The sequence below is a fragment of the Streptomyces sp. NPDC055078 genome, assembly GCF_053607985.1.
The window spans coordinates 1-26,420 of record NZ_JBSGUP010000042.1 but is presented as its reverse complement, the minus strand read 5'-3'; the positions used below and the strand labels follow the sequence as shown (position 1 = coordinate 26,420).

At 70.8% G+C, this 26,420-nt stretch carries 22 protein-coding genes and 1 pseudogene; 4 read left to right on the top strand and 19 right to left on the bottom strand.

What is annotated here, in order from left to right; all coding sequences use genetic code 11:
- Window positions 1-2: 2 nt before the first annotated feature.
- From ACWF94_RS06380 to ACWF94_RS06295, 18 genes are all read right to left on the bottom strand, one after another.
- Window positions 3-296, bottom strand: coding sequence for an STAS domain-containing protein (locus tag ACWF94_RS06380; protein ID WP_453485240.1), 294 nt, complete (start codon window positions 294-296; stop codon window positions 3-5).
- A gap of 135 nt (window positions 297-431) precedes the next feature.
- Window positions 432-1,706 (bottom strand): thymidine phosphorylase, encoded by a 1,275-nt coding sequence (locus ACWF94_RS06375; protein ID WP_453485238.1) that lies wholly within the window; start codon window positions 1,704-1,706, stop codon window positions 432-434.
- A 38-nt stretch (window positions 1,707-1,744) separates the two neighbouring features.
- A complete protein-coding gene (locus ACWF94_RS06370) occupies window positions 1,745-2,161 on the bottom strand; it encodes a cytidine deaminase (protein ID WP_453485236.1) in 417 nt (138 codons plus the stop codon).
- Window positions 2,158-3,447 carry an ABC transporter permease gene (locus tag ACWF94_RS06365; protein ID WP_453485234.1) on the bottom strand — a complete coding sequence of 430 codons (1,290 nt, stop codon included), beginning with the start codon at window positions 3,445-3,447 and terminating at the stop codon, window positions 2,158-2,160. The genes ACWF94_RS06370 and ACWF94_RS06365 overlap by 4 nt, the downstream gene beginning before the upstream one ends.
- Window positions 3,444-4,556: an ABC transporter permease gene (locus ACWF94_RS06360; protein WP_453485232.1), complete on the bottom strand. Its 1,113-nt coding sequence runs from the start codon at window positions 4,554-4,556 to the stop codon at window positions 3,444-3,446. The genes ACWF94_RS06365 and ACWF94_RS06360 overlap by 4 nt, the downstream gene beginning before the upstream one ends.
- Complete coding sequence (locus ACWF94_RS06355) at window positions 4,553-6,262, bottom strand: ABC transporter ATP-binding protein (RefSeq protein ID WP_453485230.1); 1,710 nt, start codon at window positions 6,260-6,262, stop codon at window positions 4,553-4,555. The genes ACWF94_RS06360 and ACWF94_RS06355 overlap by 4 nt, the downstream gene beginning before the upstream one ends.
- A 248-nt stretch (window positions 6,263-6,510) precedes the next feature.
- Window positions 6,511-7,548: a BMP family lipoprotein gene (locus ACWF94_RS06350; RefSeq protein ID WP_453485228.1), complete on the bottom strand. Its 1,038-nt coding sequence runs from the start codon at window positions 7,546-7,548 to the stop codon at window positions 6,511-6,513.
- A gap of 472 nt (window positions 7,549-8,020) precedes the next feature.
- Window positions 8,021-9,052 carry a hypothetical protein gene (locus ACWF94_RS06345; RefSeq protein ID WP_453485226.1) on the bottom strand — a complete coding sequence of 344 codons (1,032 nt, stop codon included), beginning with the start codon at window positions 9,050-9,052 and terminating at the stop codon, window positions 8,021-8,023.
- Between the two features lie 89 nt (window positions 9,053-9,141).
- Window positions 9,142-9,882, bottom strand: coding sequence for a hypothetical protein (locus tag ACWF94_RS06340; protein WP_453485224.1), 741 nt, complete (start codon window positions 9,880-9,882; stop codon window positions 9,142-9,144).
- Between the two features lie 188 nt (window positions 9,883-10,070).
- A complete protein-coding gene (locus ACWF94_RS06335) occupies window positions 10,071-10,754 on the bottom strand; it encodes a response regulator (RefSeq protein ID WP_453485222.1) in 684 nt (227 codons plus the stop codon).
- Window positions 10,751-11,764 carry a histidine kinase gene (locus ACWF94_RS06330; RefSeq protein ID WP_453485220.1) on the bottom strand — a complete coding sequence of 338 codons (1,014 nt, stop codon included), beginning with the start codon at window positions 11,762-11,764 and terminating at the stop codon, window positions 10,751-10,753. The genes ACWF94_RS06335 and ACWF94_RS06330 overlap by 4 nt, the downstream gene beginning before the upstream one ends.
- Window positions 11,765-12,096: 332 nt before the next feature.
- Window positions 12,097-13,617 carry a potassium/proton antiporter gene (locus ACWF94_RS06325; protein ID WP_453485218.1) on the bottom strand — a complete coding sequence of 507 codons (1,521 nt, stop codon included), beginning with the start codon at window positions 13,615-13,617 and terminating at the stop codon, window positions 12,097-12,099.
- Entirely contained in the window at window positions 13,614-13,898 is a 285-nt protein-coding gene (locus tag ACWF94_RS06320; RefSeq protein ID WP_453485216.1) for a DUF3040 domain-containing protein, read from the bottom strand. Before ACWF94_RS06320 ends, ACWF94_RS06325 begins: the two co-directional genes overlap by 4 nt.
- A 368-nt stretch (window positions 13,899-14,266) precedes the next feature.
- Window positions 14,267-15,523 (bottom strand): amidohydrolase, encoded by a 1,257-nt coding sequence (locus ACWF94_RS06315; RefSeq protein ID WP_453485242.1) that lies wholly within the window; start codon window positions 15,521-15,523, stop codon window positions 14,267-14,269.
- A 183-nt stretch (window positions 15,524-15,706) separates the two neighbouring features.
- Window positions 15,707-16,741 (bottom strand): hypothetical protein, encoded by a 1,035-nt coding sequence (locus ACWF94_RS06310; RefSeq protein WP_453485214.1) that lies wholly within the window; start codon window positions 16,739-16,741, stop codon window positions 15,707-15,709.
- 466 nt (window positions 16,742-17,207) lie between these two features.
- Window positions 17,208-18,137 (bottom strand): N-acetylneuraminate synthase family protein, encoded by a 930-nt coding sequence (locus ACWF94_RS06305; RefSeq protein WP_453485212.1) that lies wholly within the window; start codon window positions 18,135-18,137, stop codon window positions 17,208-17,210.
- Between the two features lie 12 nt (window positions 18,138-18,149).
- Window positions 18,150-19,790, bottom strand: coding sequence for a cytidylyltransferase domain-containing protein (locus ACWF94_RS06300; protein ID WP_453485210.1), 1,641 nt, complete (start codon window positions 19,788-19,790; stop codon window positions 18,150-18,152).
- Between the two features lie 214 nt (window positions 19,791-20,004).
- Window positions 20,005-21,387 (bottom strand): DUF6716 putative glycosyltransferase, encoded by a 1,383-nt coding sequence (locus ACWF94_RS06295; protein WP_453485208.1) that lies wholly within the window; start codon window positions 21,385-21,387, stop codon window positions 20,005-20,007.
- Between the two features lie 222 nt (window positions 21,388-21,609).
- On the opposite strand from ACWF94_RS06295, the gene ACWF94_RS06290 reads away from it, so the two are divergent.
- The 3 genes from ACWF94_RS06290 (at window position 21,610) to ACWF94_RS06280 (ending at window position 25,056) form a co-directional block, all read left to right on the top strand.
- Window positions 21,610-22,578 (top strand): glycosyltransferase family 2 protein, encoded by a 969-nt coding sequence (locus tag ACWF94_RS06290; RefSeq protein WP_453485206.1) that lies wholly within the window; start codon window positions 21,610-21,612, stop codon window positions 22,576-22,578.
- A 17-nt stretch (window positions 22,579-22,595) separates the two neighbouring features.
- Window positions 22,596-24,026 carry an alpha-2,8-polysialyltransferase family protein gene (locus ACWF94_RS06285; protein ID WP_453485204.1) on the top strand — a complete coding sequence of 477 codons (1,431 nt, stop codon included), beginning with the start codon at window positions 22,596-22,598 and terminating at the stop codon, window positions 24,024-24,026.
- 364 nt (window positions 24,027-24,390) lie between these two features.
- Window positions 24,391-25,056 carry a CBS domain-containing protein gene (locus ACWF94_RS06280; protein ID WP_453485202.1) on the top strand — a complete coding sequence of 222 codons (666 nt, stop codon included), beginning with the start codon at window positions 24,391-24,393 and terminating at the stop codon, window positions 25,054-25,056.
- A gap of 46 nt (window positions 25,057-25,102) precedes the next feature.
- Here ACWF94_RS06280 and ACWF94_RS06275 read toward each other — a convergent pair whose 3' ends face one another.
- Entirely contained in the window at window positions 25,103-25,636 is a 534-nt protein-coding gene (locus tag ACWF94_RS06275; RefSeq protein WP_453485200.1) for a GNAT family N-acetyltransferase, read from the bottom strand.
- Between the two features lie 171 nt (window positions 25,637-25,807).
- On the opposite strand from ACWF94_RS06275, the pseudogene ACWF94_RS06270 reads away from it, so the two are divergent.
- Window positions 25,808-26,420, top strand: a pseudogene (locus ACWF94_RS06270) (transcriptional regulator); the annotation flags it as partial.

The window sequence follows — 26,420 nt, the reverse complement described above, 5'->3', positions numbered from 1 at the left end:
GCTCAGGGCCGCCCGAGCCCGCCGAGCCCGGTCAGCTCCAGCAGGGCCAACAGCTCCGGCCCCGCACCCCGTATCCGCACCCCGCGCCCGGCCCTGCGCGCGGTCAGCCGCAGCCTCGCCACCGCTTCCACGGTGGTGAGGTCGATGCGCTCCAGCGCCCCCAGATCGCACACCACCTCATCGGCCCCGTCCCCGTACAGCCCCCGCAGCCGCTCACACAGCGGCGGCACATCGGCGAGGGTCAGCCGCGCGGGCAGGGCGAGTACGACGGTGCCGGCCGGTTCAGTGGCTTCCATGCTCATGCTCATGAGACCGGCCACCGGGCCGTAACTCATCGGTGAGGGCCGGTTACGGCCCGGTCCCCGGCCCCGGCGGGGAGCTGCCGGGCCCGTTCACCGGTACGAGGGGCCGTCAGCGAGCGCCGCCCAGGGTCAGGCGATGCGGTCCAGGACGATCGGCCCCGGGGTGAACTCCGTACCGGCAGGGGCGATGGCGTAGGCGTCGGTGAGGGGCTGGAGGGCGTAGTCGAGCTTCTCGGGGGTGTCGGTGTGGAGGGTCAGGAGGGGCTCGCCCTCGGTGACGTGGTCGCCCGGCTTGGCGTGGAGTTCGACGCCGGCGCCCGCCTGGACGGGGTCCTCCTTGCGGGCGCGGCCGGCGCCGAGGCGCCAGGCGGTGAGGCCGATGGCGTAGGCGTCGAGGCGGGTGAGGACGCCGGAGGCGGGGGCGGGGAGGGTGTGCTGTTCGCGGGCGGTGGGGAGGGGGGCGTCCGGGTCGCCGCCCTGGGCCGCGATCATGCGGCGCCAGACGTCCATGGCGGAGCCGTCCGCCAGAGCCTTCGCGGGGTCGGCGTCGATGCCCGCCGCCGTCAGCATCTCGCGGGCGAGCGCGAGCGTCAGCTCGATGACATCGGCGGGGCCGCCGCCCGCCAGAACCTCGACGGACTCGCGGACTTCGAGGGCGTTGCCCGCGGTGCGGCCGAGAGGGGTGGACATATCGGTGAGCAGGGCGACCGTCCGCACCCCGCTGTCGGTGCCCAGCGCGACCATGGTGGAGGCGAGTTCCCGCGCGTCCTCAAGGGTCTTCATAAAGGCGCCGCTGCCGACCTTGACGTCCAGGACCAGGGAGCCGGTGCCCTCGGCGATCTTCTTGGACATGATGGAGGAGGCGATCAGCGGGATGGCCTCGACGGTGCCGGTGACATCGCGGAGCGCGTACAGCTTCCGGTCGGCGGGGGCCAGTCCGTCGCCCGCCGCGCAGATCACCGCGCCCGTGGTGTCGAGGACCCGCAGCATCTCCTCGTTGGAGAGCAGCGCGCGCCAGCCCGGGATGGACTCCAGCTTGTCCAGGGTGCCGCCGGTGTGGCCGAGGCCCCGGCCGGAGAGCTGCGGTACGGCGGCGCCGCAGGCCGCGACCAGGGGCGCGAGCGGCAGGGTGATCTTGTCGCCGACACCGCCCGTGGAGTGCTTGTCGGCGGTGGGGCGGGCGAGGGAGCCGAAGTCCATCCGCTCGCCGGAGGCGATCATCGCGGCCGTCCAGCGGGCGATCTCCGTACGGTTCATCCCGTTCAGCAGGATCGCCATCGCCAGCGCCGACATCTGCTCGTCGGCGACCTCACCTCGGGTGTAGGCGTCGATGACCCAGTCGATCTGCCCGGGGCTCAGCTCGCCCCGGTCCCGCTTGGTGCGGATGACGGAGATGACGTCCATGGATTCCTCCGTGAGTTGTTGGGTGGCCCGTGCGCGCGTTACGCGGGATTCCCGAGGTTTCCGGGGCCGAACGCCTGCGGGAACATCTCCCCCAGCGGCACGATCCCCTCCGGGGTGTCCAGCAGCAGCGCGGGCCCGCCGAACTCGTACAGCAGCTGCCGGCATCTGCCGCACGGCACCAGGCTCTCGCCGCGGCCGTCGACACAGGTGAAGTGGGTCAGCCGGCCGCCGCCGGTCGCCTGGAGCTGGGAGACGAGGCCGCACTCCGCGCACAGCGAGAGCCCGTAGGACGCGTTCTCGACATTGCAGCCGGTGACCGTGCGGCCGTCGTCCACCAGGGCGGCCACGCCGACCGGGAAGCCGGAGTAGGGCGCGTACGCATGGGTCATGGCCTCACGCGCCCGGGTCCGCAGCTCGGCCCAGTCGAAGGTGTCCACAGCGGGCGCCGCCGTCATTTGCCCTGGCCCTTGCGATAGCGCATACCGTCCGCCTTCGGCATGCGCAGCCGTTGCGCGGAGAGCGAGAGCACCAGCAGCGTCACCACATACGGCGTGGCGGTGACGAACTCGTTCGGGACGGTCTCGGTGGCGAGGTACCAGGCCAGCACCCCGGCCGCGATGACCGCACTGGCCCCGGCCTGGACGAAGCTCTTCCGGTAGAACTTCCACAGCGCGAGGGCCGCCAGGGCGACCACCAGCAGCAGAAGCAGGGCGTGGACGGACTCGCCGCCGTTGCGGAGCTGGAGGGCGTCGGCGAAGCCGAACAGGCCCGCGCCCATGGCGAGTCCGCCGGGCCGCCAGTTACCGAAGATCATCGCCGCGAGGCCGATATAGCCCCGGCCGCCGGTCTGGCCCTCGTTGTAGATGCTGGAGGTGACCAGCGAGAGGAACGCCCCGCCCAGTCCGGCCATACCGCCGGAGACGATCACGGCGATGTACTTGTACTTGTAGACATTGACGCCCAGCGACTCGGCGGCGATCGGGTTCTCACCGCAGGAGCGCAGCCGCAGCCCGAACGAGGTCTTCCACAGCACCAGGAACGTCATGACGAACAGCAGCGCGGCCACGATCGTGAGCAGCGAGAGATTGGTGACAAGCCCGCGCAGCACCCCGGCGAGGTCGGAGACGAAGAACCAGTCGTTCCGCTCGATGTCGCCGAGCCGTGCGGAGAGCCAGGGCACGGTGACGGTGGTGATGTCCTCGGAGGGCGGGGACTGCTTGGGGCTGCCGCCCCTGGCCGCCGCCTCGCCGCTGTTGAACCACAGCTTGGCGAAGTAGGTGGTGACACCGAGCGCCAGGATGTTGATCGCGATACCGGAGATGATGTGGTCGACGCCGAAGGTCACGGTGGCCAGGGCGTGCAGCAGACCGCCGAACATCCCGCCCAGCACACCGGCGAGCACACCGATCCAGGGGTCCGTCTGCCAGCCCGCCCAGGCGCCGAAGAAGGTGCCCAGGATCATCATGCCCTCAAGGCCGATGTTGACCACGCCCGCGCGCTCGGCCCACAGTCCGCCGAGACCGGCGAGACCGATCGGTACGGCCATGGCCAGCGCGGCGCTGATCTGGCCCGCCGATGTGATGTCCTGCGCGCCGGTGATGACGCGGACCGCCGAGAGGGCGAGCAGCCCGCCCGCGATGACCAGCAGGACGACGGGGAAGGAGAGACGGGTGCGCCCGCCCTTGCCGCCGCTCACCTTGGGGGCGGCGGGCGGCGGGGTGGAAGTCGCCGTGGCGCTCACGCCGACACCTCCTGCTGGTCGGAGTTACGGGCCTGGGCGGCGAGTTTCGCGCCGACCTGCCGCTGCTGGCGCTTGAGGCCGTAGCGGCGCACCACTTCGTAGGCGATGACGACGCACAGGACGATGACGCCCTGGATGACGCCGACGATCTCCTTGTCGTATCCCCGGAATTCGAGCCGGCCGCCGCCGCGCTCCAGGAACGCCCACAGAAGCGCGCCGAGGGCGATGCCGACGGGGTGGTTGCGGCCGAGGAGGGCGATGGCGATACCGGTGAAGCCGATGCCGACGGGGAAGTCACCGCTGTACTCGTAACTGTCGTTGAGCAGCGTCGGCATACCGATCAGACCGGCCATCGCGCCGGAGATCAGCATGGAGGTGACGACCATCTTCTTCACATTGACGCCGCTGGCCTGGGCGGCGGAGCCGGACTGGCCGACCGTACGGAGGTCGAAGCCGAAGCGGGTACGGGAGAGGACGAACCAGTAGGCGACGCCCGCGAGGACCGCGACCACGATGAAGCCCCATACGGGGGTCGGGGTGGTCGGGAACTCGAAGAAGCGGGAGGACTCCGGGATCGGCTTGGTGGACACCTTCGTCCCGGCGGTGTCGAGATGGCCGAGGCGGCCCTCCTGGAGGAGATAGCCGATGATCGCGGTGGCGATCGCGTTCAGCATGATCGTGGAGACGACCTCGCTGACACCCCGGGTGACCTTGAGGACGCCCGCGATACCGGCCCACATCGCGCCGACGATCATGGCACAGAGGATGATCAGCGGGATCTGGACCGGGCCGGGGAGGGTCAGCGCGCCGCCGAGCGCGGCCGCGAAGAAGGCCGCCAGCCGGTACTGGCCGTCCACGCCGATGTTGAACAGGTTCATCCGGAAGCCGACGGCGACCGCGAGTCCTGCCAGGTAGTAGGTGGTGCCCTTGTTCAGGATGTAGACCTGGCTGTCCGACTTCAGTCCGTAGTCGAACATGATGCCGAAGGCCCTGAAGGGCTCCTTGCCGGTGGCGGCCAGCACCAGGGCGGTCACCAGGAACGCGACCACGATGGCGAGCAGGGGGGCCGCGATCCCCAGGAGCACCCGCTCCTTGTCGAACTTCTTCATCGGTCCTCTCCCCCGTCCCGGGGGTCTGCGGGCGGCTCGGCGGAGGTGTCCGGAGGGGTCTCGGCGGGCGGCTCGGCCGGGGAATCGGTGGAGGTCTCCGTGGGGGTCTCGGTGGGGGTCTCGGTGGAGGTCTCGGTGGAGGTCTCCGTGGGCGGCTCGACCCGGGCGTCGGCCTCGACCGGGGCATCGGCGGGGGCCTCCAGATGGCCGCTGGCCGCGCCGGTCATGGCGGAGCCCAGCTCCTCCGGGGTGACCGTGGCGGGGTCGGCGTCCGCCACCAGCCGGCCCCGGTACATCACCCGCAGGGTGTCGGAGAGCCCGATCAGCTCGTCCAGGTCGGCGGAGATCAGCAGCACCGCCAGGCCCTCCCTGCGGGCCTCCCGGATCTGGTCCCAGATCTGCGCCTGTGCGCCGACGTCGACCCCCCGGGTGGGGTGGGCGGCGATCAGCAGCCTGGGCCGGTGGCTCATCTCCCGGCCGACGATCAGCTTCTGCTGGTTGCCGCCGGAGAGGGAGGCCGCGGTGACCTCGATGCCGGGGGTGCGTACGTCGTACTCGCGGACGATCCGCTCGGTGTCGGCGCGGGCGGCCTTGAGGTCGAGGAAGGCGCCCCTGCTGTTGGGCTTCTCGGTGACATGGCCGAGGATGCGGTTCTCCCACAGGGGCGCTTCGAGCAGCAGTCCATGGCGGTGGCGGTCCTCAGGGATGACCGCCATGCCGTCCTCGCGGCGCTTACGGGTGGGGGCGCGCGAGATGTCGTCGGTGCCGAGCGTGAGCCGGCCGGTGTCCAGCGTCCGCATGCCCATGATCGCCTCGACCAGTTCGGACTGGCCGTTGCCCTCCACGCCCGCGATGCCCAGCACTTCGCCCTGGTGGATGGTGAAGTCGATGCCGTCGAGCACCGCGCGCACGACGCCGTCGGGGTCGGTGGCGGTCAGCCGGAGGCCCTCGACGGTGAGCATCGGGACATCGGTGACGGTGGACTCACGGGTCTCGGGCGAGGGCAGTTCGCTGCCCACCATCAGCTCGGCGAGCTGCTTGGTCGTGGTGGTGGCGGGGTCGGCTGTGCCCACCGTCGTACCGCGCCTGATCACCGTGATCTCGTCCGCGACCGACAGCACCTCGCCCAGCTTGTGCGAGATGAAGATGACGGTCAGGCCCTCGGCCTTCAGCTCCCGCAGATTGTCGAAGAGCGCCTCGACCTCCTGGGGTACGAGCACGGCCGTCGGCTCGTCGAGGATCAGCGTCCGGGCACCCCGGTAGAGGACCTTGAGGATCTCCACCCGCTGGCGGTCGGCGACCCCGAGGTCCTCGACATGGGCGTCGGGGCGGACATTGAGGCCGTACGCGTCGGAGATCTCCCGGATCCTGGCGCGGGCCCGGTCGCCGATGCCGTACAGCTTCTCGGAGCCGAGGACGACGTTCTCCAGCACGGTGAGGTAGTCGGCGAGCATGAAGTGCTGGTGCACCATGCCGATTCCGCGCGCGATGGCGTCGCCGGGGTTGGAGAACGCCACCTCGTCGCCGTCCACCTCGATGGTGCCCTCGTCCGGCTTCTGCATGCCGTAGAGGATCTTCATCAGGGTGGACTTGCCCGCGCCGTTCTCGCCGACGAGGGCGTGCACGGTGCCGCGGGCGACGGTGATGTCGATGTCGTGGTTGGCGACGACCCCGGGGAATCGTTTGGTGATGCCGCGGAGACGCACGGCATGGGAACTGCTGGACGCTTTGATGGCGCACTCTCCAGGGCAGGGGCGGAGGAGCAGAGGCGTGGTGGCGAAAGTTACCGCGTAGCCCGGAAACTACGCGCGTAGCGCCGCCAAATCGTTGAGGTGCCGGACACACCGCGCCGCCCGGGCCCCGCGCGCTGCCCGCGCGGGAGATCCCGGGCGCCGGCGGGCCGGGGTCCGGGAAGCGGTCGGACCGCCTCGCCGGGCCCTGGCCGGACGGCCGGTCAGGTCGTGGTCTTGACCTTGATCTCGCCGTCGACGATCTTCTTCTTGGCCTCGTCCAGCTTGCTCTGGATGTCCTTCAGATGGCCACCCGTGGTGGTGAGGGTGACACCGTTCTCGGCGAGCGAGTACGTGGTCGTGCCGGTGATCGGCTTGCCGTCCTTGACGGACTTGGACAGCTCGAACACGCCGGTGTCGACGTTCTTGACGACCGAGGTCATGATCGAGGCCGCGTACTTGGACAGGGCCGGGTCCTTGGCCTGGTCCGAGTCGACGCCGATCACCCAGGTGCCCGGCTTGGCCGCGACGGCCTGGATCGAGCCGGCGCCGGAGCCGCCCGCCGCCGCGTAGATGACATCGATGCCCTTGTCGAGCATGCCCTGGGCGGCGGCCTTGCCCTTGTCCGGGCTGCCGAAGCCGGAGAGGTCCGTGCCCGTGGTCAGATACTGGATCTGCACCTTGGCCTTGGGGTTGGTCTCCAGAACGCCCTGCTCGAAGCCCGCCGCGAACTTCTTGATCAGCGGAAGGTCCACACCGCCGACGAAGCCGATGTTGCCGTCCTTGGACTTCAGGGCGGCGGCGACACCGGCGAGGTAGGAGCCCTGCTCCTCGGTGAAGACGATGTTGTCGACGTTCTTGGCCTCGGAGACCGAGTCGACCAGACCGAAGCTCACATCGGGGAACTTGGGCGCGATCTTGTCGATCGCGTCCTTGTAGGCGAAGCCGACGGCGACGACGGGGTTGAAGCCGCCCTCGGCCAGCGAGGAGAGACGGGACTCGCGGTCCGCCGGGGTCTCACCGTGCTTCGCGGTCAGTTCCTTGGTCTCGGCGTCCAGGTCGGCCTTGGCCTTGTCGAGACCGCGGGCCGCGGAGTCGTTGAAGGAGTTGTCGCCACGGCCGCCGACGTCGTAGGCCATGCCGATCTTCAGCTTGCCGTCCGAGTCCGATGACCCGGTCGATGACTCACCGCACGCGGTGGCGGTGACTGCGAGGGCCGCGGTGGCGATACACGCGGCAGTGAGCTTCGATACCCGGCGCAAGAGGAGGGGTCCCTTCGAGACTGACCGAAAGCGCCTCTTCTGGCGCTGGTTTTGCGGTGATAGTAACGCGCGTAGATGTCAGTTAAAGACCCGTTCATGAGTCGTTACCGGATCGTCGTTGAACCCGCGAGTGGGGCGGGGCCCGTGCGGGGCCCATGCGGGGTGCCGGGGGGCGGGGGTGCGGGGGTGCCGGGGCGCGGGCAGCCCGTGAGCCCCGGGTGCACGGGGTTGCCGGTCCGTCCTCAAGCGCCGGACGGGCTGGGATGGCGCACCCGGTCCCGCCGGAACGCCGGCGCCCGAACCCACGTGGCGAGATACGCCCGCGAACCTGGGTGCCGGTCCGTCCTCAAACGCCGGACGGGCTGGGATGGCGAAGCCACACGCCGCCGCGGCCCCCGCACCCGAAGGTCCGTCCGCAAACGCCGGACGGGCTGGGATGGCGCACCCGGTCCCGGGGAACGCAAGCGTCCGATCAGGCGGCCCTGTCGCGGTTCTTCCAGAGGTGCTCGCGACCGGGCGCGTACGCCTCCTTGTGGGACAGAACAAGCCCGTTCGCCCGGAGGGAGTCCAGCGTGCGCGACGGCGCAGAGCCGGCGGACATGTGGGTGTCGAGCAGTTCGAGCACCTGAGCGTAGCCTCGAATCGGCGATTCTCCGGTATGGAACTGGTACCACCATTGCCCATTCAGATATTTCGCCACCTCCTCCGCCAGCATCGTGTCGTCGCGCAAGCCGGTCAGCGCGCTGATCCGGGCACGCAGCCCCAGGGAATCCAGCACATGATCCACCATTTCCCTTGAGGTCATCGAAGGGAGGATGCGCCCCTTCGCCGAGAGCAACGAGTACGCCACGGGAGTCTCGTGGACAGGGGAAATCCAGACGCTTTGATTGGCCACGTACCCCAGGGCGAAGAATGGTTGAGGCGATCTGTCGACTCGAACTTCAGGGATCACAGCCAATTCATACATCCCCGCGCCGACGCCCTCACTCTCGTTGAGAATGGCCAGTTGCTCAAGGTCGACCAGGCAGACGTAGACCTCAAGCTCCACATTTTCACACAGACTGTGCCCCAGCAGGATTTCGCCGTACAAGTACCCGTGACCGTGGAACCGGCAGGCAGCGACGTCGGCTCCTCGCAGATACCCTCTGATCACCGGCAGGCAGAACCCATTCGTTTTGCCATGCCGTAGGGAATAGTTGAGCAGCTTGGTCAGCAGAGTCGACGGGTTGCGGTTGGCGCCGTAGGCGAGTACGGGGAATCGTTGGGACAGGTCAGGGAGGCCCAGTTCGCCGAGCAGTTCTTCAACGTGGAGGCCAGAGCTTCCCGGCATGACCAGGTACTCGCCGTCTTCGCCGGCCGAGATGGGCAGGACCCGGTCACCCCAGAGAAGGTAGCTCTGGTCCACGGAGACGCCCGGGTAGGTCTCGGGGAACTTGCGAGCCGGCTGCCAGTCGTACACGGAAGTGCCCAGGGCGCGAATTTTGTCGAGTTCGACATGGTTCATCAAGCGGAAACCCTCCTTCTGACGGGCGCCTATATCTGCCGCAGCCCAGGAGGTGCATGCGACTCGCGCCTGCGTCGCCCGCCGTGGATTCAGGACCCCGGACCGGACTCCCTCCATTTCCAGCGGACGCGGTACCGGGCATGGATGGGAAGCCAATCGGTCTTGAGCGGGGTGACGTGCCAGTAGACGAGGCGGCCATCGTCAAGGATGGCGGGCTTGTCCCGTGAGGGCTCGACCCGCGACCTGCCGCCCGTCTGCACGTATCCGAAGACATCGGTGCATCGATATTCCTGGGCAAAGACCAGAATGATGGTCAGGGATTTAGTGGGCCGCTCGATATGGGTTTCGAAGTAGTCCTCGGCCTGTCCGTCGTATGCCCCGGAAAAATCAACTCTGTTGATCACGCGAGAGGTGACGCCCTGCGGCAGATCGGACAGCGGAACGGCCACGGCCTGATTGACGGCCATATGTGTGGAGTCGTATTCACCGGACTCATAGGGATGGCTTGCCGAGCGGGCCGATAACTGTCCGCGAGTACTGTAGATGGCGACGAGGCCGTTACCCTCCTCTGATTCCCGTTGTAAAAGATACGCATCGGTGAGAAGCGCGGTTCCGGGGCTCTGCGGGTCACGGCTCGGGCTGCCCTGAAGGTTCACGACCTTCACCAGATCCTGGATGCTGAAGGATTTCCCCTCGTCAACGTCCCCGTACCGGAGAGGGCTTTCGAGATCCGGAAGCCTCCTCCTTCTCCATTGCCACGTCCCCTGGGCTGCTGCGATCACGATCGACGCCACCACCGCAATCGCTGCCACAATCGCTTCTGCGCTCATCTCAGATTCCTTTGGCTCTCTGTCGACTGGTCAGTGCCGGCGTTGAGTTCAGCTCTGTAGATGGGGCCAGTGGGGGGCATGCACCATCATGGCGGACCAGCCGCGCGCGGGCACCCAAGTGTGCGGAATTGGTGACCATGGGGTGCTGGTGCAGGGAGTTAGCTGCTGGAGGGGCTGAGGGACAGCCGTCAGGGCTCGATGAGGCCCGTGCGGATGGCGTAGCGGGTGAGTTGGAGGCGGTCGCGCAGGCCGAGTTTCTGGAGCAGGTTCGTGCGGTGGCGCTCGACCGTTTTCACGCTGATGACGAGGTGGTCGGCGATCTCCTTCGAGGTGTGGCCCTCGGCGACGAGCTTGAGGATCTGCTCCTCGCGTTCGGTGATGGGCCTGGCGGGCAGGGGGTCGCCCTGGCGGGCGCGGTCGAGGTACTTGCGGATGAGGGTGGTCTCGGCGCCGGGGTAGATGAAGGACTCCCCGCGGATGGCGGCGCGGCACGCCTCGACGAGGTCCCGGTCGGCGACGGATTTCAGGACATAGCCCGAGGCCCCGGACTTGAGGGCCTCGAAGAAGTACTGCTCGTTGTCGTACATCGTCAGGATCAGGATGTGCAGGTCCGGGCGGAGCCGGGAGAGTTCGCGGGCCGCCTGGAGCCCGGTCCGGCGGGGCATGGCGATATCGAGAATGACCAGGTCGATGTCGGTGGTGCGGGCCCGGGCGACGGCCTCGTCACCGTCGTCGGCCTCCGCGACGACGGTGAGGTCGGGTTCGCTGTCGAGGATGAGGCGTACTCCTCGGCGTACGAGGGCGTGATCGTCGGCGAGCAGGATACGGGCGGGGGCTGGGGCGGGTGTGGCGGCTGAGGCGGGGGCGGTCATCGGACGGTCTCCTTCGCGGCGGCCTCCTGCGCGGACGTCTCGTTTGCGGACGTCTCCTTTGCGGACGTCTTCTGCGCGGCGGTGACGTCCAGGCGCACCTCGGTACCGCCCGTCCGGCCGGTGCCCACGTTCAGTTCGGCCCCGATCAGGAGGGCGCGTTCGCGCATGCCCTGGATGCCCGCGCCTTCGGCGGCCCGGCCGAGTCCCTGGCCGTTGTCCCGGATGAGCAGTCCCGTACCGCCTCGCGGCAGGGTGCGCAGGCGCAGTTCCACCCGGTCGGCGCCCGAGTGGCGGGCGGTGTTGGTCAGCCCTTCCTGGGCGACCCGGTAGAGGACCAGTTCGGTCTCCCGGTCCAGCGCGGGCAGGCCGGGGCCGATGGTGGGGAGCACTTCGAGGCCGGGGGTGGTGAACTCGGCGGCCAGGGCCCGCAGCGCGCTGTGCAGCCCGAGTTCCTCCAGGACGCCGGGCCGCAGCCGGCGGGCGATACGGCGGATCTCGTCCAGGCTGGCGCGGGTGGTCTCCTGCGCCTGGTGAAGGTCCTCGCGCACCGGCGCGGGCGCCCGGCCGGCGGCGTGCTTGAGCTGGAGCAGAACGGCCGTGAGGGTCTGCCCGATCTCGTCGTGGAGTTCCTGTGCGATACGGCGGCGTTCCGCCTCCTGCGCGGACAGCACCCGGCCGCTGCTGATGGCCCGCTCGGCTTCGAGCCGGTCCAGCATGGCGTTGAACGTCTTCGTCAGCTCGGCCACCTCGCCGTGGCCGGTGACCTCCGGGCGGGTGCCGGGCCTCAGGAGATCCGCGGTGGCCATGGCCCGGGTGACGCGTTGCAGGGGGGCGAGTCCGATCCGTAGCAGGGCCGCGTTGGCGATGAGCATGGCGACCAGCCCGGCTCCCAGCACCAGGGCTTCGCCGAGCAGTACGGGGGTGGACACCGTGACGGGGCCGAGCAGCAGCAGGACCGCGACAATCAGAACGGACGCGTTGAGGAGGAAGATCCGCCAGTACAGCGACATGCTCGCGCCTTTCTCGATGGGGCTGCCGGGCTCCCATGGCCCGGTGAGGCTTCCGATGCCGGGCGGGGCTCCCGTTGCCCGGTGAGGCTTCCGTTCCCCGGCGGGGCTTCCGTTGCCCGGCGGGGCTCCCGCGCTCTCCGGTGGAGCTTCCGCCGCCCCCCTGCCCGGCTCGGCCGTGACCTGCCCTGATCCGCACTGAACCGTACCGACCAGCACTGACCTGCACTGACCTGCACTGACCTGACCTGCCCTGACCTGCCCTGACCTGCCCTGACCAGCACTTCCCCAGTCAAGCGTGACCGCTGACGGCACCGGCTGTCCATCCGTGGCGGTCAGCCGCTGCCGTTCCGGGATGGTTCGGCGTGTCCGTGTTCGCCGTGCCAGCGGGCGAGTCTGCCGCGCCGGCCGATGGCCCGCAGCCGTTGTTCCGTGGCCTGCCGTACGGCGGGCGTGGTGATCAGCAGGAGTCCGTCACCGGCTCGTAGCACCGTGTCCGCGCGCGGGACGAGGCTGGTGCCGTCACGGACGATCAGGGTGATCACCGCGGGTGACGGCAGCCGCAGCTCGAAGATGGAGACGCCGTGCAGCCGGGAGCCGGCGGGGACGGCGACGGTCAGCAGATCCGCTTCCAGTACGTCCAGCGGCGCGCTCTCCACCTGGATCTCCCGCAGCGCCCCGGGCCGGGTGAGACCGAGCATCCGCGCGGCCCAGGAGAGGGTCGGTCCCTGGACGAGGGTGAAGACGACCACGAGGACGAAGACGATGTTCAGCAGGTGGTGGGCACCGTCGACGGCGGCGACGATGGGGAAGGTCGCCAGCACGATGGGGACCGCTCCGCGCAGCCCGGCCCAGGAGATGAACGCCTGCTCCCGCAGCGGTATCCGGAAGGGCAGCAGGCACAGCGCGACGGAGACCGGCCGGGCGACGAGCAGGAGCACGAGGCCCACCACGAGCGCGGGCAGGATCGCCGAGGTCAGTTCGCTGGGGTCGACCAGCAGGCCGAGCATGACGAACAGGCCGATCTGGGCGAGCCAGCCGGCGCCTTCGGCGAACGAGCGGGTGGCGACCCGGTGGGGCAGCTTCGAGTTGCCGAGGACGAGGCCGGACAGGAAGGCGGCGATGATGCCGCTGGCGTTCGCCACCCCGCCGGCGGCGAAGGCGATGATGCCGAAGCCGACGGTGGCCAGCGGGTAAAGACCCGTGGCGGGCAGCGCGATATGCCGCAGGGCCGCGACCCCGAGCCGGCCGATGAGCAGCCCGATCGCGGCGCCGACGACGATCTGGAAGACGACATCGCCGAGAATGGCGGCCGGGGTGGGCAGGTCGACGGTGGCGGTGGAGAAGACCAGCACCAGGATGATGGTCGGTGCGTCGTTGAACCCGGACTCCGCCTCCAGCAGCCCGGTGACCTTCCGGGGCAGGGGCAGGGAACGCAGTACGGCGAAGACCGCGGCGGCGTCGGTGGACGAGACGATCGCCCCGAGCAGCAGCGCCAGGCGCCAGTCCATGCCCAGCAGCAGATGCGCCCCGGCGGCGGTGACGGCGACCGACACGGCCACCCCGGCGGTGGCCAGCACCCCGGCCGGGGCGAGCAGCCGCCGTACATCGCTCCACCGGGTGGTCAGCCCGCCCTCCACCAGGATCACCGCCAGGGCCGCTGTCCCGAGGGCCTGGGCGAGCTGGGCGTCGTCGAACTCGATGCCGAGCACATCCTCCCCGGCGATCACCCCGACGGCGAGGAAGAGCAGCAGGCTGGGCAGGCCGAGCCGGTGGGCGGTGCGAGCCGCGGCGATGCTCGCCATCAACACCGTCCCGCCGATCAGCAGGACGGTGTACAGCTGCGGCAAGGTCATGCGCGCCTGCCGTGCCCTCGCGGGCGGCGCCGGGCGGGGTCGAAGAGGTTCGCCGCGCCCCCGGCCATGACCAGACCGGCCGCGAGCAGCAGCCCGTGCCCCTGGACAGCACCGAACGCCAGCGCGACGACGGCCAGGGTCAGCGCCGACCAGGCCCAGCCCCTGCGGTACTCACGAGGCCGCCGGGGACGGCCGTTGCCCAGCCCTTCGGCGAAACGGGGGTCGTCGGACCTGAGTCTGGCCTCCAGGTCGGCGATCTTGTCGTCATCGGAGTCCGGCATGGCTCCTCCTCACCGCCGCTGGGCTCTCGGGCACGGGTCCGGTCACCTTCGGCGTGGCTGCCCCGGCCCTCCCTCCGGCCGGTGCCCGGCAGGCGCCCCGGTCCACGCCCTGGTCTGCTCTTTCACCCCACCCTCACCCAGGGCACCGGCCGCGCGCATCGGGGCCGGCACCCATCTTTGGGAAGCGGAAGCGGAAGCGGAAGCGGAAGCGGAAACGGAGGCCGGAAGCCCTCGTAGGTATCCCGGAACGGTCGGATCCGCCCGCCCATGGACACACCGAGCCGCCGTCGGGCAGGGACACCGACGGCGGGCAGCGGGAGCGGCGGGCGGCGGGAGCGGCAGGAGAGGCGAGAGGGGGAGCGGCGGGGCTATGACCTCTCGGTGCCGTCGAGAAGGGCCGCGGCGGTGAAGAGTTCGACGCCGACGCGAATCGATTCCTCATGTGCGTCGAAGTCCCCGCGATGGAGGTCGTGCTTCGTCGCCTCCCCCGGCGTCCGCACCCCGAGCCGCGCCATCGCCCCGGGCACCCGCTCCAGATACCAGGAGAAGTCCTCACCGCCCAGGCTCTGCTCGGTGTCCTCGATGGCGCCCGCGCCCCGGCGCGCGGTCTGTGCCTCGCGCAGCAGCTCGGTGACGGCCGGGTCGTTGACCACGGGCGGGACCCCGCGAATGTAGTTGATCTCCGACTTGGCCCGGTGGAGTGTGGCGATCTCGTCGATGGCGGCGTGCACCAGGTCGGGGGCCTCGCGCCAGCCCGGGAGGTCCAGGCAGCGCACGGTGCCGGAGAGTTCGGCGTGCTGCGGGATCACATTGCAGGCGTGCCCGGACTCGATACGGCCCCAGGTGACGGCGAGCCCGGACCGCGCGTCGACGCGGCGGGCGAGCAGCGCCGGGACCTCGGTGACGATCTTCGCGGCGGCGGTGACCAGGTCGGTGGTCAGATGCGGGCGGGCGGTGTGGCCGCCGGGCCCGTCGAGGGTGATCTCCAGCCGGTCGCAGGCGGAGGTGATCGGTCCGGGCCGCAGCCCGATGACCCCGGCGTCGACGCGCGGGTCGCAGTGCACCCCGATGATTCTGCCGACTCCCTCCAGGACCCCCGAGTCGATGGCGTCGGGCGCACCGCCGGGCAGCACTTCCTCGGCGGGCTGGAAGATCAGCCGTACCGGCTGGGGCAGCAGTCCCCGCCGGTCCAGCTCGGCGAGGACGAGTCCGGCGCCCAGGACGGCGGTGGTGTGGACGTCGTGCCCGCAGGCGTGCGCCCGGTCGGGAACGGTGGAACGGTAGGGCACCCCGGTCTTGGTGTCGGGGATGGGCAGTGCGTCGATGTCCGCGCGGAGAGCCAGAACCGGCCGTTTCCCGTCCCCTTCGCCGATGTCGCACATGAGTCCGGTACCGACGGCGAGCACCTGGGGCCGGAGCCCGGCCCGCTCAAGACGCGCCTTGATGGCGGCGGTCGTACGGAACTCCTGATTGCCCAGCTCGGGGTGCATGTGCAGGTCGCGGCGGAAGGCGATCAGCTCGGTACGGAGCGGGTCGGACAGGGTGCCGGGCAGTTCGGACGGCATGCCGGGCAGTTCGGCGCTCCCGGGCTGATCGGCTCCAGAGATTTCTGACTCACGGGACATCAGTTGGTTCACCTGTTGAAGGGTAGGCCCAGGCGGGGGCCAACTGGCCGCTGATCTACAAAATTTCCATCCGATAGACGCAGAAAAGAAGACCCCCAGGCGCATGATTGCGCACACCTGTGGGTAAACTCCGCCTCTTTTCGACGGTACCCCAGTCCGGGAACCTCCGCCTTCAGGACTCCGTCAGGCGGGAGCGGGCAGCCTACGGACGTCCGTCGCGGTACCGGTCACGCCCGCGAGGAAGCCCTGCGCCCGGGGCGAGGCGCTGTCTCTCAGCCACTCCGGGGCGATGTCGCAGACCGCCACGGTGACGCCGGTTCCCGCGAGCGCCGGCGGGAGTGTGTGCACCACGGTGGACGGAAAGCTGACGACCGTGGAGCCGATCGGGCCCCGGCGGGCGATCAGCTCCAGGGGCAGATCGGGCCGGACGATCTCCAGCCCGGTCTCCACGGCGAGCCGGTGCAGCTTGTACGGGTTTTCGCGGCGGTGGGCGAAGTACCGCGTGGCCCCGTGCGTACGGGCGAGGGCGGCGACCGCCGCCACATAGCGGTCCTGGTCCACCACGCCCGTCTCCACGAGCGAGGTCCCGACGAGATCGGCGCCCCGTATGACCCTCGGCGGACCGAAACGGGAGCGGGTCCAGGCGAACGGGTTCCGGGTGACGGTGATGCCCGGGGGCGGCTCCACGGGCATGGCGGTGAAGACCTCGACCGTGCGGGCCGACGTCGGGGTGAGCCTGCGCCGGGCCAGCCGGGTGACCGGCGCGAGCACCAGTTCGCGGGGGCCGCGCCTGCCGCGCCGGTGCCAGCGTACGAACTGCTCACCCCGGGCGAGCTGGGCGGCGAACTCCATGGTGGCGGTGCCGTCGTCCACGATGGTCAGCTCCTTGCCGCCCGCGAGGGTGAGCAGCAGTTGCACATAGCGCGAGAACGGGTCGCCTATCACGATCCGCTCGGCACGCCGCAGCATCGGCGCCAGCTCCCGCACAGTCCGCAACGGCGCCCCCACCCCGCCGCGGGCCTCCTGCCGGTGGACCGTGAACCCCTCGTTGTGGGCCAGCTCGGCCATCCGGCGCAGTTGGCCGCGTGACATGGGGTCGGTGGGGGTGAGGACGACGATGACGAGGGAGTCCGCCGCGCGCGCCGCGGGGGGTTGGGCGTGGGCCCACTCCAGCACGTTCAGGAGCTGGACCGGGCTCTCGACGAATGCGAGGTTCACGTGGGGGTGCCTTTGGGTTGGGGGTGTGGGTGTTGGCTCGGGCCCTTGGGCTTGCCGCCCTCCCGGGGCTCCGCCCCGAAACCCCGCGCCTCAAACGCCGGCGAGGCTGATTTTCCCTGCCCCTGGTGCGCAGCCTTCGGGCCCGACGAGGCTGGAATTGCCCGACCCAGGTGCGGAGCCCTCGGGCAAACCCAGCCCGTCCGGCGATTGAGGACGGACCCCGAGCACCGGGCACCCGAGCCACTGTCGGGGCTCCGCCCCGAGCCTCCCCCTACGCCCTTGCGGGCGTGGAGGTGCCCCCACCTACGCCCTGCGGCGTGGGGGGGGACCCCCAGCGCCTCAAACGCCGGCGAGGCTGGATTTCTCAGGTGCGGAGCCCTCGGGCAAACCCAGCCCGTCCGGCGATTGAGGACGGACCCCGAGCACCGGGCAGCCGAGCCACTCGCAGAGGCCACCGCACCCGGGGTCAGACCGTCGCCGGGGTGCGGGAGGAGGAGGGCGCGGTGGCGATGACACCCGGGACGCGGCGGAGTTTCTTCATCGGGGCGAGTTCGGAGTCGTAGACCTTCTTGACGCCGTCGCCGAGGGCGGCCTCGATCGTACGGATGTCGCGGACCATGCGCTGGAGGCCGCCGGGCTCGACGGATGCCGCCTGGTCGGAGCCCCACATGGCACGGTCGAGGGTGATGTGGCGCTCGACGAAGGACGCGCCGAGGGCGACGGCGGCCAGGGTGGTCTGGAGGCCGGTCTCGTGGCCGGAGTAGCCGATGGGGACGTTGGGGTACTCCGCACGGAGGGTCTCGATGACGCGCAGGTTCAGTTCCTCGGCCTTGGCCGGGTAGGTCGAGGTGGCGTGACAGAGCAGGATGTTGTCGCTGCCGAGCACCTCCACCGCGTGCCGGATCTGGCGGGGTGTCGACATGCCGGTGGAGAGGATGACCGTTTTGCCGGTGGCGCGCAGGGCCCGGAGCAGTTCGTCGTCGGTGAGGGACGCGGACGCGACCTTGTGCGCGGGGATGTCGAACTTCTCCAGGAAGGCGACGGCCTCGGTGTCCCACGGGGAGGCGAACCAGTCGATGCCGCGCCGGGAGCAGTGCTCATCGATCCGGAGGTACTCCTCCTCGCCGAACTCCACCCGGTGGCGGTAGTCGATGTACGTCATACGCCCCCAGGGGGTGTCCCGCTCGATGTCCCACTGGTCGCGCGGGGTGCAGATCTCCGGGGTCCGCTTCTGGAACTTGACGGCGTCGCAGCCCGCGTCGGCCGCCGCGTCGATGAGGGCGAACGCATTGGCCAGGTCGCCGTTGTGGTTGATGCCGATCTCGCCCGTCACATAGACGGGGTGGCCGGGCCCGGCGGTCCGGGTGCCGAGGGTGCGCAGACGCGAGGCGTTCATGAGGGGGGATCCTTACTGTTCGATGACGCGTTCGATGACGTGTTCGGCGGGCTGTTCGATGGAGGCGGAGGTGCGCGTGGGGGGCATGGCTTCCGAGGTGGCGTAGGCGGGGCCGAGCGTCGGGTCGAGCGCCGGGCCAAGCGTCGGGCTGAGCGCCGGGCTGAGCGCCGGGCCGAGCAGCCAAGCGGCGATCTCGCGGATCGCCCCCTCACCGCCGCGTGTCACCGTGACGGCCCGCGCGGCGGCGCGTACGGGAGCGTGGGCGTTCGCCACGGCGACCGGCCAGCCGACGGTGCCGAAACAGGGCAGGTCATTGACGTCGTTACCGACGTAGAGCACCCGCTCGGGCGCGATCCCGCGCTCCTGGCACCACTCCTTCAGTACGAGGTCCTTGCGGTCGATGCCATGGAGTACGGGGACCTGGAGTTTGCGGGCGCGCGCGGCGACCACCGGGTTCCGCTCGCTGGACAGGATCAGCAGCGGGAGGCCGGAGGCGCGCAGCCGGGCGATGCCGAGGCCGTCGCCGCGGTGGACGGAGACGGTTTCGCGGCCGTCCGCGTCGATATGGACCCGGTCGTCGGTCTGGGTGCCGTCGAAGTCGAGTACGACGGCGTCGATCTCCGCGCGGGTGGGCCGCTCGGGTGTGTCCAGAAGCGGGGCGAGCGCCCGCGCCCGGTCGAGATCGTGCGGATCGTCGACCTCCAGCACTCGTGCCGGGTCGGTCCGCACGAGCGCGATCCGCCCGAAGAACCGGTGCCTGGCCGCCCGGAACCCGGCCGCGTCCATGGCGTACGCCGCCCCGGTCTCCAGGAAGTCCTGCGGCCGGTCCTGCCGCCGCGGCCGTGACGCGGGGTCGTGGTTGACCCCGATCGCCCCGTGGGGCGCACCGTTGTGGCTCGCGCCGGTGCTGCCGGTGCTGCCGGTGCTGCCGGTGCTGCCGGTGCTGCCGGTGCTGCCGGTGCTGCCGGGCACGCCCTGCGGGCGTGTCCTCAATCGCCGGACAGGCTGGATTTGCCAGCCCTCGTCGGAAAAGTGCCCCTCGGCCACGACAGCAGCCGGGTCCGCACCACTCAGCACCGCCCGGGCGGACGATTCCAGCCCCTCCGGCGATTGAGGAGCTGGGGGTCCCCCCACGCCCGCAGGGCGGAGGGGGCGGTCCGGGGCAGCGCCCCGGCACGGACCCACGCCCACGCCCACACCCGCGCCCGCCACCGCGTCCTCGCGCCACACGAACCCGTGGAAGGGCGCCACCGCCACCGCGCAGTCCGCCCCCTCCTCCAGCACCGCGGAGGCGACCCCCTCGACATCCCCCCGGGTCAGGAAGGGGCTGGTGCACTGGACCAGCAGTACCGCCGCCACCGACGTACCCCGCAGCGCCTCGAAGGTGTCGAGCGCGTGCAGCACGGCCGATTCGCTCGTCGCCGTGTCGCCCGCGATCGCGGCGGGCCGCAGGACGACCTCCGCGCCCGCGTCCCGGGCGGACCGGGCGATATCCGGATCGTCCGTGGAGACGACGACATCGGTGACCAGCCGCGCGGCGAGGGTTTCGCGTACGGCGCGGGCGACCAGGGACACCCCGGCCACGGGGGCGAGGTTCTTGGCCGGGACGCCTTTGGAGCCGCCCCGGGCGGGGATGACGGCGAGGACGGTCATGGGCTGCTCTCCTGCCGGTACGAAACCGGAACCGGAACCGGAACCGGCGCGGGTGCCGGGACGGGGGCGGGGGCGGGGACCGAAACCAGGACCGGCACCGAAACCAGGACCGGCACCGGAACCAGTGCCAGTACGGGGACGGGGACCGGCACCAAGACCAGGCCCGGAACAGGAACCCGAATCAGAACCGCGCCGCTCCCGAGCGCGCCCGTGCTCACAGCTCCCCCAGCCGCCGGATCGCCGGGGCGACCCGCTGCACCCCGTGCCGGTACGCCCCGCGCGCCACACCCCGTACGGCGTCGCGCACCACCCGCCGTACACCCGTGGCCTCCCCGGCCGAACGGCCCGAACGGTCCGAACGGCCCGCACCTGCGGACGGGTCTCCCTCCAACCGGTGGCGGGCGAGGATGCCGGGCAGATAGCCGGGCGCGGTGACGGATGTGTAGTACGGCGAGATGGGCGGCAGCCGGGGGTGCTCAAGGAGTTCGGCGACCCGCTGCCGGGCGGTGTCGAAGGCCGTGTCGTACGTCCCGTCGGCCGCGACCCCTTGCCGGTTCAGCCACCCCGGGTCGGGGACGGGCCGGTGACCGGCGTCGATACGGTCGAACGAGGTGAGCAGTCCGGAGCCGAGGAAGTGGTGGTTGCCGAGGGCTTCGCGGACGCCGAGGTCGGTGAGGACAGCGGTGGGTATGCCCCGGTGCAGCGATTCCAGCGCGGCCGTCGATGAGACGGTCACCAGCAGATCGGTACGGTCCAGGACCTCCCCCATATGCCCGTACACCAGCCGGAGGTTGGCCGGCGGTCCGCCCGGGAGCCGGGCGACGAGTCGCTGGTACGGGAGTTCTTCGAGGTGGGTGGTGTGTTCACCGGGCCTGGAGCGCAGTTTGAGCAGCACCTCGCGGCCGGGGTGGAGACGGGCGTACCCGGCCAGCCTGCGCAGCAGATACATCCGGTCGGCGCGGGCGACGGGCACGGAGGGCTGCGCGGCGAAGACGAGGGTGTCGCGGCCCGGATCGGCCCGGTAGGGCGCACCGCCGAGGAAGGGCAGGGCCGCCTCGGTGACGGACGACGCGTCGGCGCCGACGCCTTCGTACACGGCGCGGAACCGGTCCGCGTCATGGCGGGAGTTGGCGAGGACGAGGTCCGCCCCGTGCCGCAGCAGCAGTCCGTCGGCGAGCTTCTCGTAGACGACGCCGACATAGCCGGTGACGACGACCGGGCGCCGGGGCAGTTCGAGGGCGGCGAGCGCGTGCAGGACGGCCTGGGCGGTACCGCCGACGAGCGCGAGCACGATCACGTCGAAGGCCCCGCCGTCGCGCGCCCCGCCGTCCTGTGCGCGGGAGCCCACACCGCCCGCATCCGCCGAGGCCACAGCCCGCAGAAACTCGTTCCCCGTCACCTCGCGCACCTCGTCCGCTCCCACCCCCACCTCGGCGAGTTGGCGGTCGGTGGGCGTGGCCCGGCCGCGCAGCAGGAATCCGCTCAGCCGCAGGGGGCCGGGGGCGATACGGCGCGCGGTGAGCGCACCCCATTTCCACCGGGTGTCGGAGTCGGCGAGTACGGCGACGCGTACGGCCTCGCTGGTACGTGATGGCACATCGAGGACGTTAGAAAAGCATTCCGATGGACGGCCCAACGCGATCACAACAGCTGGTTAACAGCGCGTCTACGGACGGGGAAACAGCCCGGAGCCGAAGGGGCCGATGGAGCTGAGGGAGCTGAGGGAACTGAGGGAGTCAACCTTTTCGTCGGCACGAGTTCATCCGCTGTCCTTCTCCGGGCCGACGGAAAGGCCGATTGCCGGTCTAACGTCACGCGGGTGGTCAAGCTCTCCGTGATCGTCCCGTTCTACAACGTACGGACCTATGCGCCCGACACCCTCAGGAGTCTGCTGTCGAATGCCCGCGACGACTGTGAATTCCTGCTCGTCGACGACTGTTCGACGGACGGGACGCTGGAGGTCCTCGAACGCGCGGAACGCGAGATCCCGGGTGCCCGGCTGATCCGACACGAACGGAACGGCGGCCTCGCCACCGCCCGCAACACGGGCCTGGACGCGTCGAGCGGTGAGTACATCGCGTTCCTGGACGGCGACGACTGGCTCGCGCCGGGTCACTTCGCCGAACTGCTGGCCGCCATGACGGCGCTGGGCTGCGACTTCGTCCGCACCGATCATGTGCAGTGCACGGGCCGGACCCGTACGGTCCACCGGGTACCGGTCGGCAGAAGGGGCGAGGTGCTGAGCCCTCGGGACGCGATTCTGCCCGCCGACCGGTCGACGGCGGTGGACTATCCGTACGCCTGGGCCGGGATGTATCACAGGCGGCTGCTGGACCGGGGGCTGCTGCGTTTCACCGACGGCCTGCGGACGGCCGAGGACCGGCCGTGGATCTGGCGGCTGCACCGGGAGGCGGAGTCCTTCGCGGTGATCTCTCAGCTCGGCATCTTCTATCGGCGCGGGGTCGCGTCGTCGCTGACCCAGATCGGTGACATCCGGCAGCTCGATTTCATCCGAGCGTTCGATCAGGTGGTGGACGAGACAGCACAGGACCGGGATTCCGAACGGCTGCTGCGGAAAGCGGTCCGGACGTACTGTGCGGTCATTTCCCACCATGTGGGGTCGACGGACAAATTCGAACCGGCGGTGGCACGGAAATTGCGTACGACGAGCGCGGCGGCGCTGTCGAGAATGCCGCAGGACATTCTGCGGGAATCGCTGGCGTCGATGGATACGGAGCGGGCGGCGCGGCTGCGCAGGCTGACCCGTTTCGCCGGGAGGGCACGGTGATTCGCCGGGAGGTCGCTGTGAGGCGTACGACTCAGATCTTCTACGCCTCTTCGCTGTACGGGGCCGCCACCCTGGTCGCGGCCCTCGACAGCGGCGCCTTCGCGGCGGCGGACCGGCGGCTGCTGCTGGTCGCCAACAACGCGGCGACCCCGGAGACATCGCCCGCGCTGGACACCATGCCGGGCTTCGAGCGGCTGCGGGACCGGTTCGACGGGGTGCTCTCCTGGAACGAGGCGATCGCGCCGTTCCACCCGGGAGGCTGGTCGCCGCGCCCGGACGACGTACCCCTGTGGGAGCGGTATGTGCGGCTGCTGTGGCGGCTGGGGGACGACCGGGTCGAACTGGCCGTGGAGTCCATCCAGGTCACCCCCGCGCTGACGATCGCCCGGCTCTTCCCCGACGCGCCGCTGGATGTGTACGCGGACGGGCTGATGAGCTACGGCCCCACCCGTAACAAAATCGATCCCCTGGTGGGCGAGCGGGTGCGCCGACTGCTCCATCTGGATCTGGTCCCGGGGCTTGAGCCGCTGCTGCTGGCGGAGTTCGGGGTGGCGCCGGAGGTGGTGTCGACGGAAGCGTTCCTGAAGGTGATGGCGGACCTGTCGGACGCGGTGCCTGTCGTGTCCGGGCACGAGGGCGGGCGCGAGGGCGGGCGCGAAGGCGCTGGAGACGCCGGCGACACGGGAGACACGGGTGACACGGGAGCCGGCCCGGTGCTGCTGCTCGGCCAGTATCTGGCCGCGCTGGGCATCCTCACCCCGGAGGAGGAAGAGGAGCTGCACCTGCGGATGGTGCGGGGCGCGGTCGCACTCGGTCACCGCAGGCTGGTCTTCAAGCCCCACCCCACGGCGCCCGCGTCCTGGACCCGCGCCCTGGAGCGCGAGGCGGCCTCGCTGGGCGCCGAACTGACGGTCCTGGAGCGGCCGTTGCTCGCCGAGGTGGTCTTCCGCAGGGTGCGGCCCGCGCTGGTGGTGGGCTGCTTCTCCACCGCCCTGTTCACGGCCGCCACCTTCTACGGCATCCCGGTGGCCCGGGTCGGCACGGAACCCCTGCTCGACCGGCTGACGCCGTACCAGAACAGCAATCGGATCCCGCTGACGATCGTGGACGCGGTGGTACCGGATCTGGCCGACCTGCGGGAGGGCGCCCCGGGGACGCCGGGGCCGCCGGGGCCGCTGTACGACTCCGGGAAACAGTCAGGGGACCTGACCGGGCTGCTGCGGGCGGTCGGCTTCGCGATGCAGCCGCAGGTCCGGGCGGATCTGCGCGAGGCGGCGGAGGGCTTTCTCGCGGCCCGTACGGACGCCCGTGCGCTGCGCTACTTCAAACGGCGGCGGCTGACGGTGCTGGGCCTGCCGGGAGGTGTCCCGGTCCCCCGGAACGCCGCGGTCCGCACCGTGGTCCGCCGGGCCCGCCGCCTCAGGCGCGCGGCCCTGCGCCGGGGCTGAGCCGGATCTGAGCCGGGGCATCCAGGGCTGAACCGGGGGCATCCGGCACCGCACCGGGGGGCATCCCGGGCTGATCCAGACAGCCCCGGTCAATGACCGATCGCACCAGCGGTGGTGGTGAGCCCTCCCACAGGGTGACCCCCTCCGGGCGGGGAGCACCGCGCCCCGGGTGAATCTCCGGTCCCGGGCGGGCACGCCCGGGACCGGAGCCCTGCCGCAACGTCCCGGGGAAGGGACCGAGGACCGTCCGGGGGAAGGGACCGAGGACCCCTGGGCGGATACCCCCTATACGTACCTGCTGGTCAGTGGATGCCGGAGATCGGCGATACTGGACCGGTACGTACGGAAAGGGGCTGGCGGGCCGATGAGAAACCGCAGGGTCGCCGACCTGATGACACCCACCGCCGTGAGCGTCCAGCGCGGCACCGCGTTCAAGGAGATCGCCCGGCTGCTCGATGAGTACGGCATCACGGCCGTCCCGGTGGTCGATGCCGAGGGGCGGCCCGTCGGGGTCGTGTCCGAGGCGGATCTGCTGCGCAGACAGACCTCCAAGGTGACCGCCAGCACGGCCGAGGGCATGATGTCGAGCCCCGCCGTCGTCGCTGAGCCGGGGTGGAGCGCGGTCCGGGCCGCCCGGGTGATGGAACAGCGCCGGATCAAACGGCTCCCCGTCGTGGACGGCTCCGGGCGGCTGACCGGGGTGATCAGCCGCAGCGATCTGCTCCAGCTCTTCCTGCGGCGGGACCGGGCGATCCAGGAGGAGATCCTTGAGGATGTGCTCACCCGGACCCTCGGCGTGTCCCCCGCCGCCCTCTCCGTGGATGTCACCGACGGCCGGGTGACCCTCTCCGGCACCGTGGAGCACCGCAGCCTGCTGCCGGTCGTCGTCCGGCTGTGCGAGAGCGTCGACGGGGTGGTGGAGGTGGTCGACCGGCTCGCCTACGAGGTGGACGACACGGCCGTCGCCCCGGTCACCGCCCCGGTCACCGCCCCAGCCGCCTCCCCGGGCGACGGCACTCACGCGGCCTGACCCGCGCCCGCACGGCCCCGGTCCGCCCCGGTCCGCCCCGGTCCGCTCACCCCTCGTACTCGGTGAGGTCGATGGCGTACACACTCAGCGCATGCCCGTACACCGGGTCCCGCGTCTCGCGCACCGGCTCCATCCCGAGCTTGCGCACCAGATCCTCCGACGCGTCGTTGCCCAGCCGGTTGATACTGACGACCCGGTCGAGCCCCCGGTCCTGAAGGGCGAACTCCAGCGTGGCGTGCGCGGCCTCGGCGGCGTACCCCTGACCCCAGAACGGCGTCCCGAACCGCCAGCTGATCTCCACGGCGGGCAGCACCTCCGGCAGAGACTCGGGCACCGAAAGCCCGGTGCACCCGGCCAGTTCCCCGGACGCCAGCAGCTCGACGGCGAAGATCCCGAAGCCCTCCTCGTCCCACTCCTCCTCCCACCGCTCGATCTCCTCGGCGGTCTGGTCCGGATCACGTACGGAGCCGTCGCCGATCCACCGCATGACCTGCGGGTCCGCGTTGATCTCCGCCATGGGGAAGATGTCGCTTTCGAGCCAGCGGCGGAGAATGAGGCGGGGCGTACGGATCTCGGTCATGGCCCCATCCTGCCGGAGCCGCCCGGGCCCGGGCACGCACATCCAGCCCGTCCGGCGCCTGAGGACACCCCACAGGGGTGCGCGACGGCCTGCGTCCTCAGTACCACCACCGCGAGACCCGCCACCACTAAAGTGACGCCGGACGCCCCGTGTGCCGCCGAGGAGGACCCCATGCGCCGCCGAACCCTGCTGGCCGCCGCAGGCACGGCCGTACCCGCCTCGCTCCTCCTGGCCGTCGACGACGCCCTCGCCGGCACCCCGACGCCGTCCGGCAACACCACCCCACTCGGCACCCGTCTCGCCCGTGCCCGCGCCCAGTTCGACACCGGACAGCACACCGCACTGCTCCGCGCCCTCCCCGGGCTGCTCGGCGACGCCCACCAGCAGGCCACCCGTTCCCGCACCGACCTCGACCACGCCTGCCTGTCCGCGTGCTACACCGTCGCTTCCCAGGTCCTCGCGAAGATCGGCCGGTACGACCGCGCCCGGCTCACCGCCGACCGCGCCACCACCTACGCCGCGCTGTCCGGCTCCCCCCTCGTCGCCGCGGCGGCGGCCCGCGAACTCTCCATCATCCTGCGCCACCAGGACCAGCCCGCCGCAGCCCAGCGCATCGTCCTCTCCGCCCTCGCGGACGTCGAGGCCACCGGACTTGCCACCGAGGCCCAGGCCACCGCGTACGCGCAGATGCTCTGCACCACCTCGTACACCGCGGCACGGGCCGGAGACCGCGGTCAGGCCCTCGCCATGATCGTGGAGGCACGCGAGGCGGCACGGCGGCTCC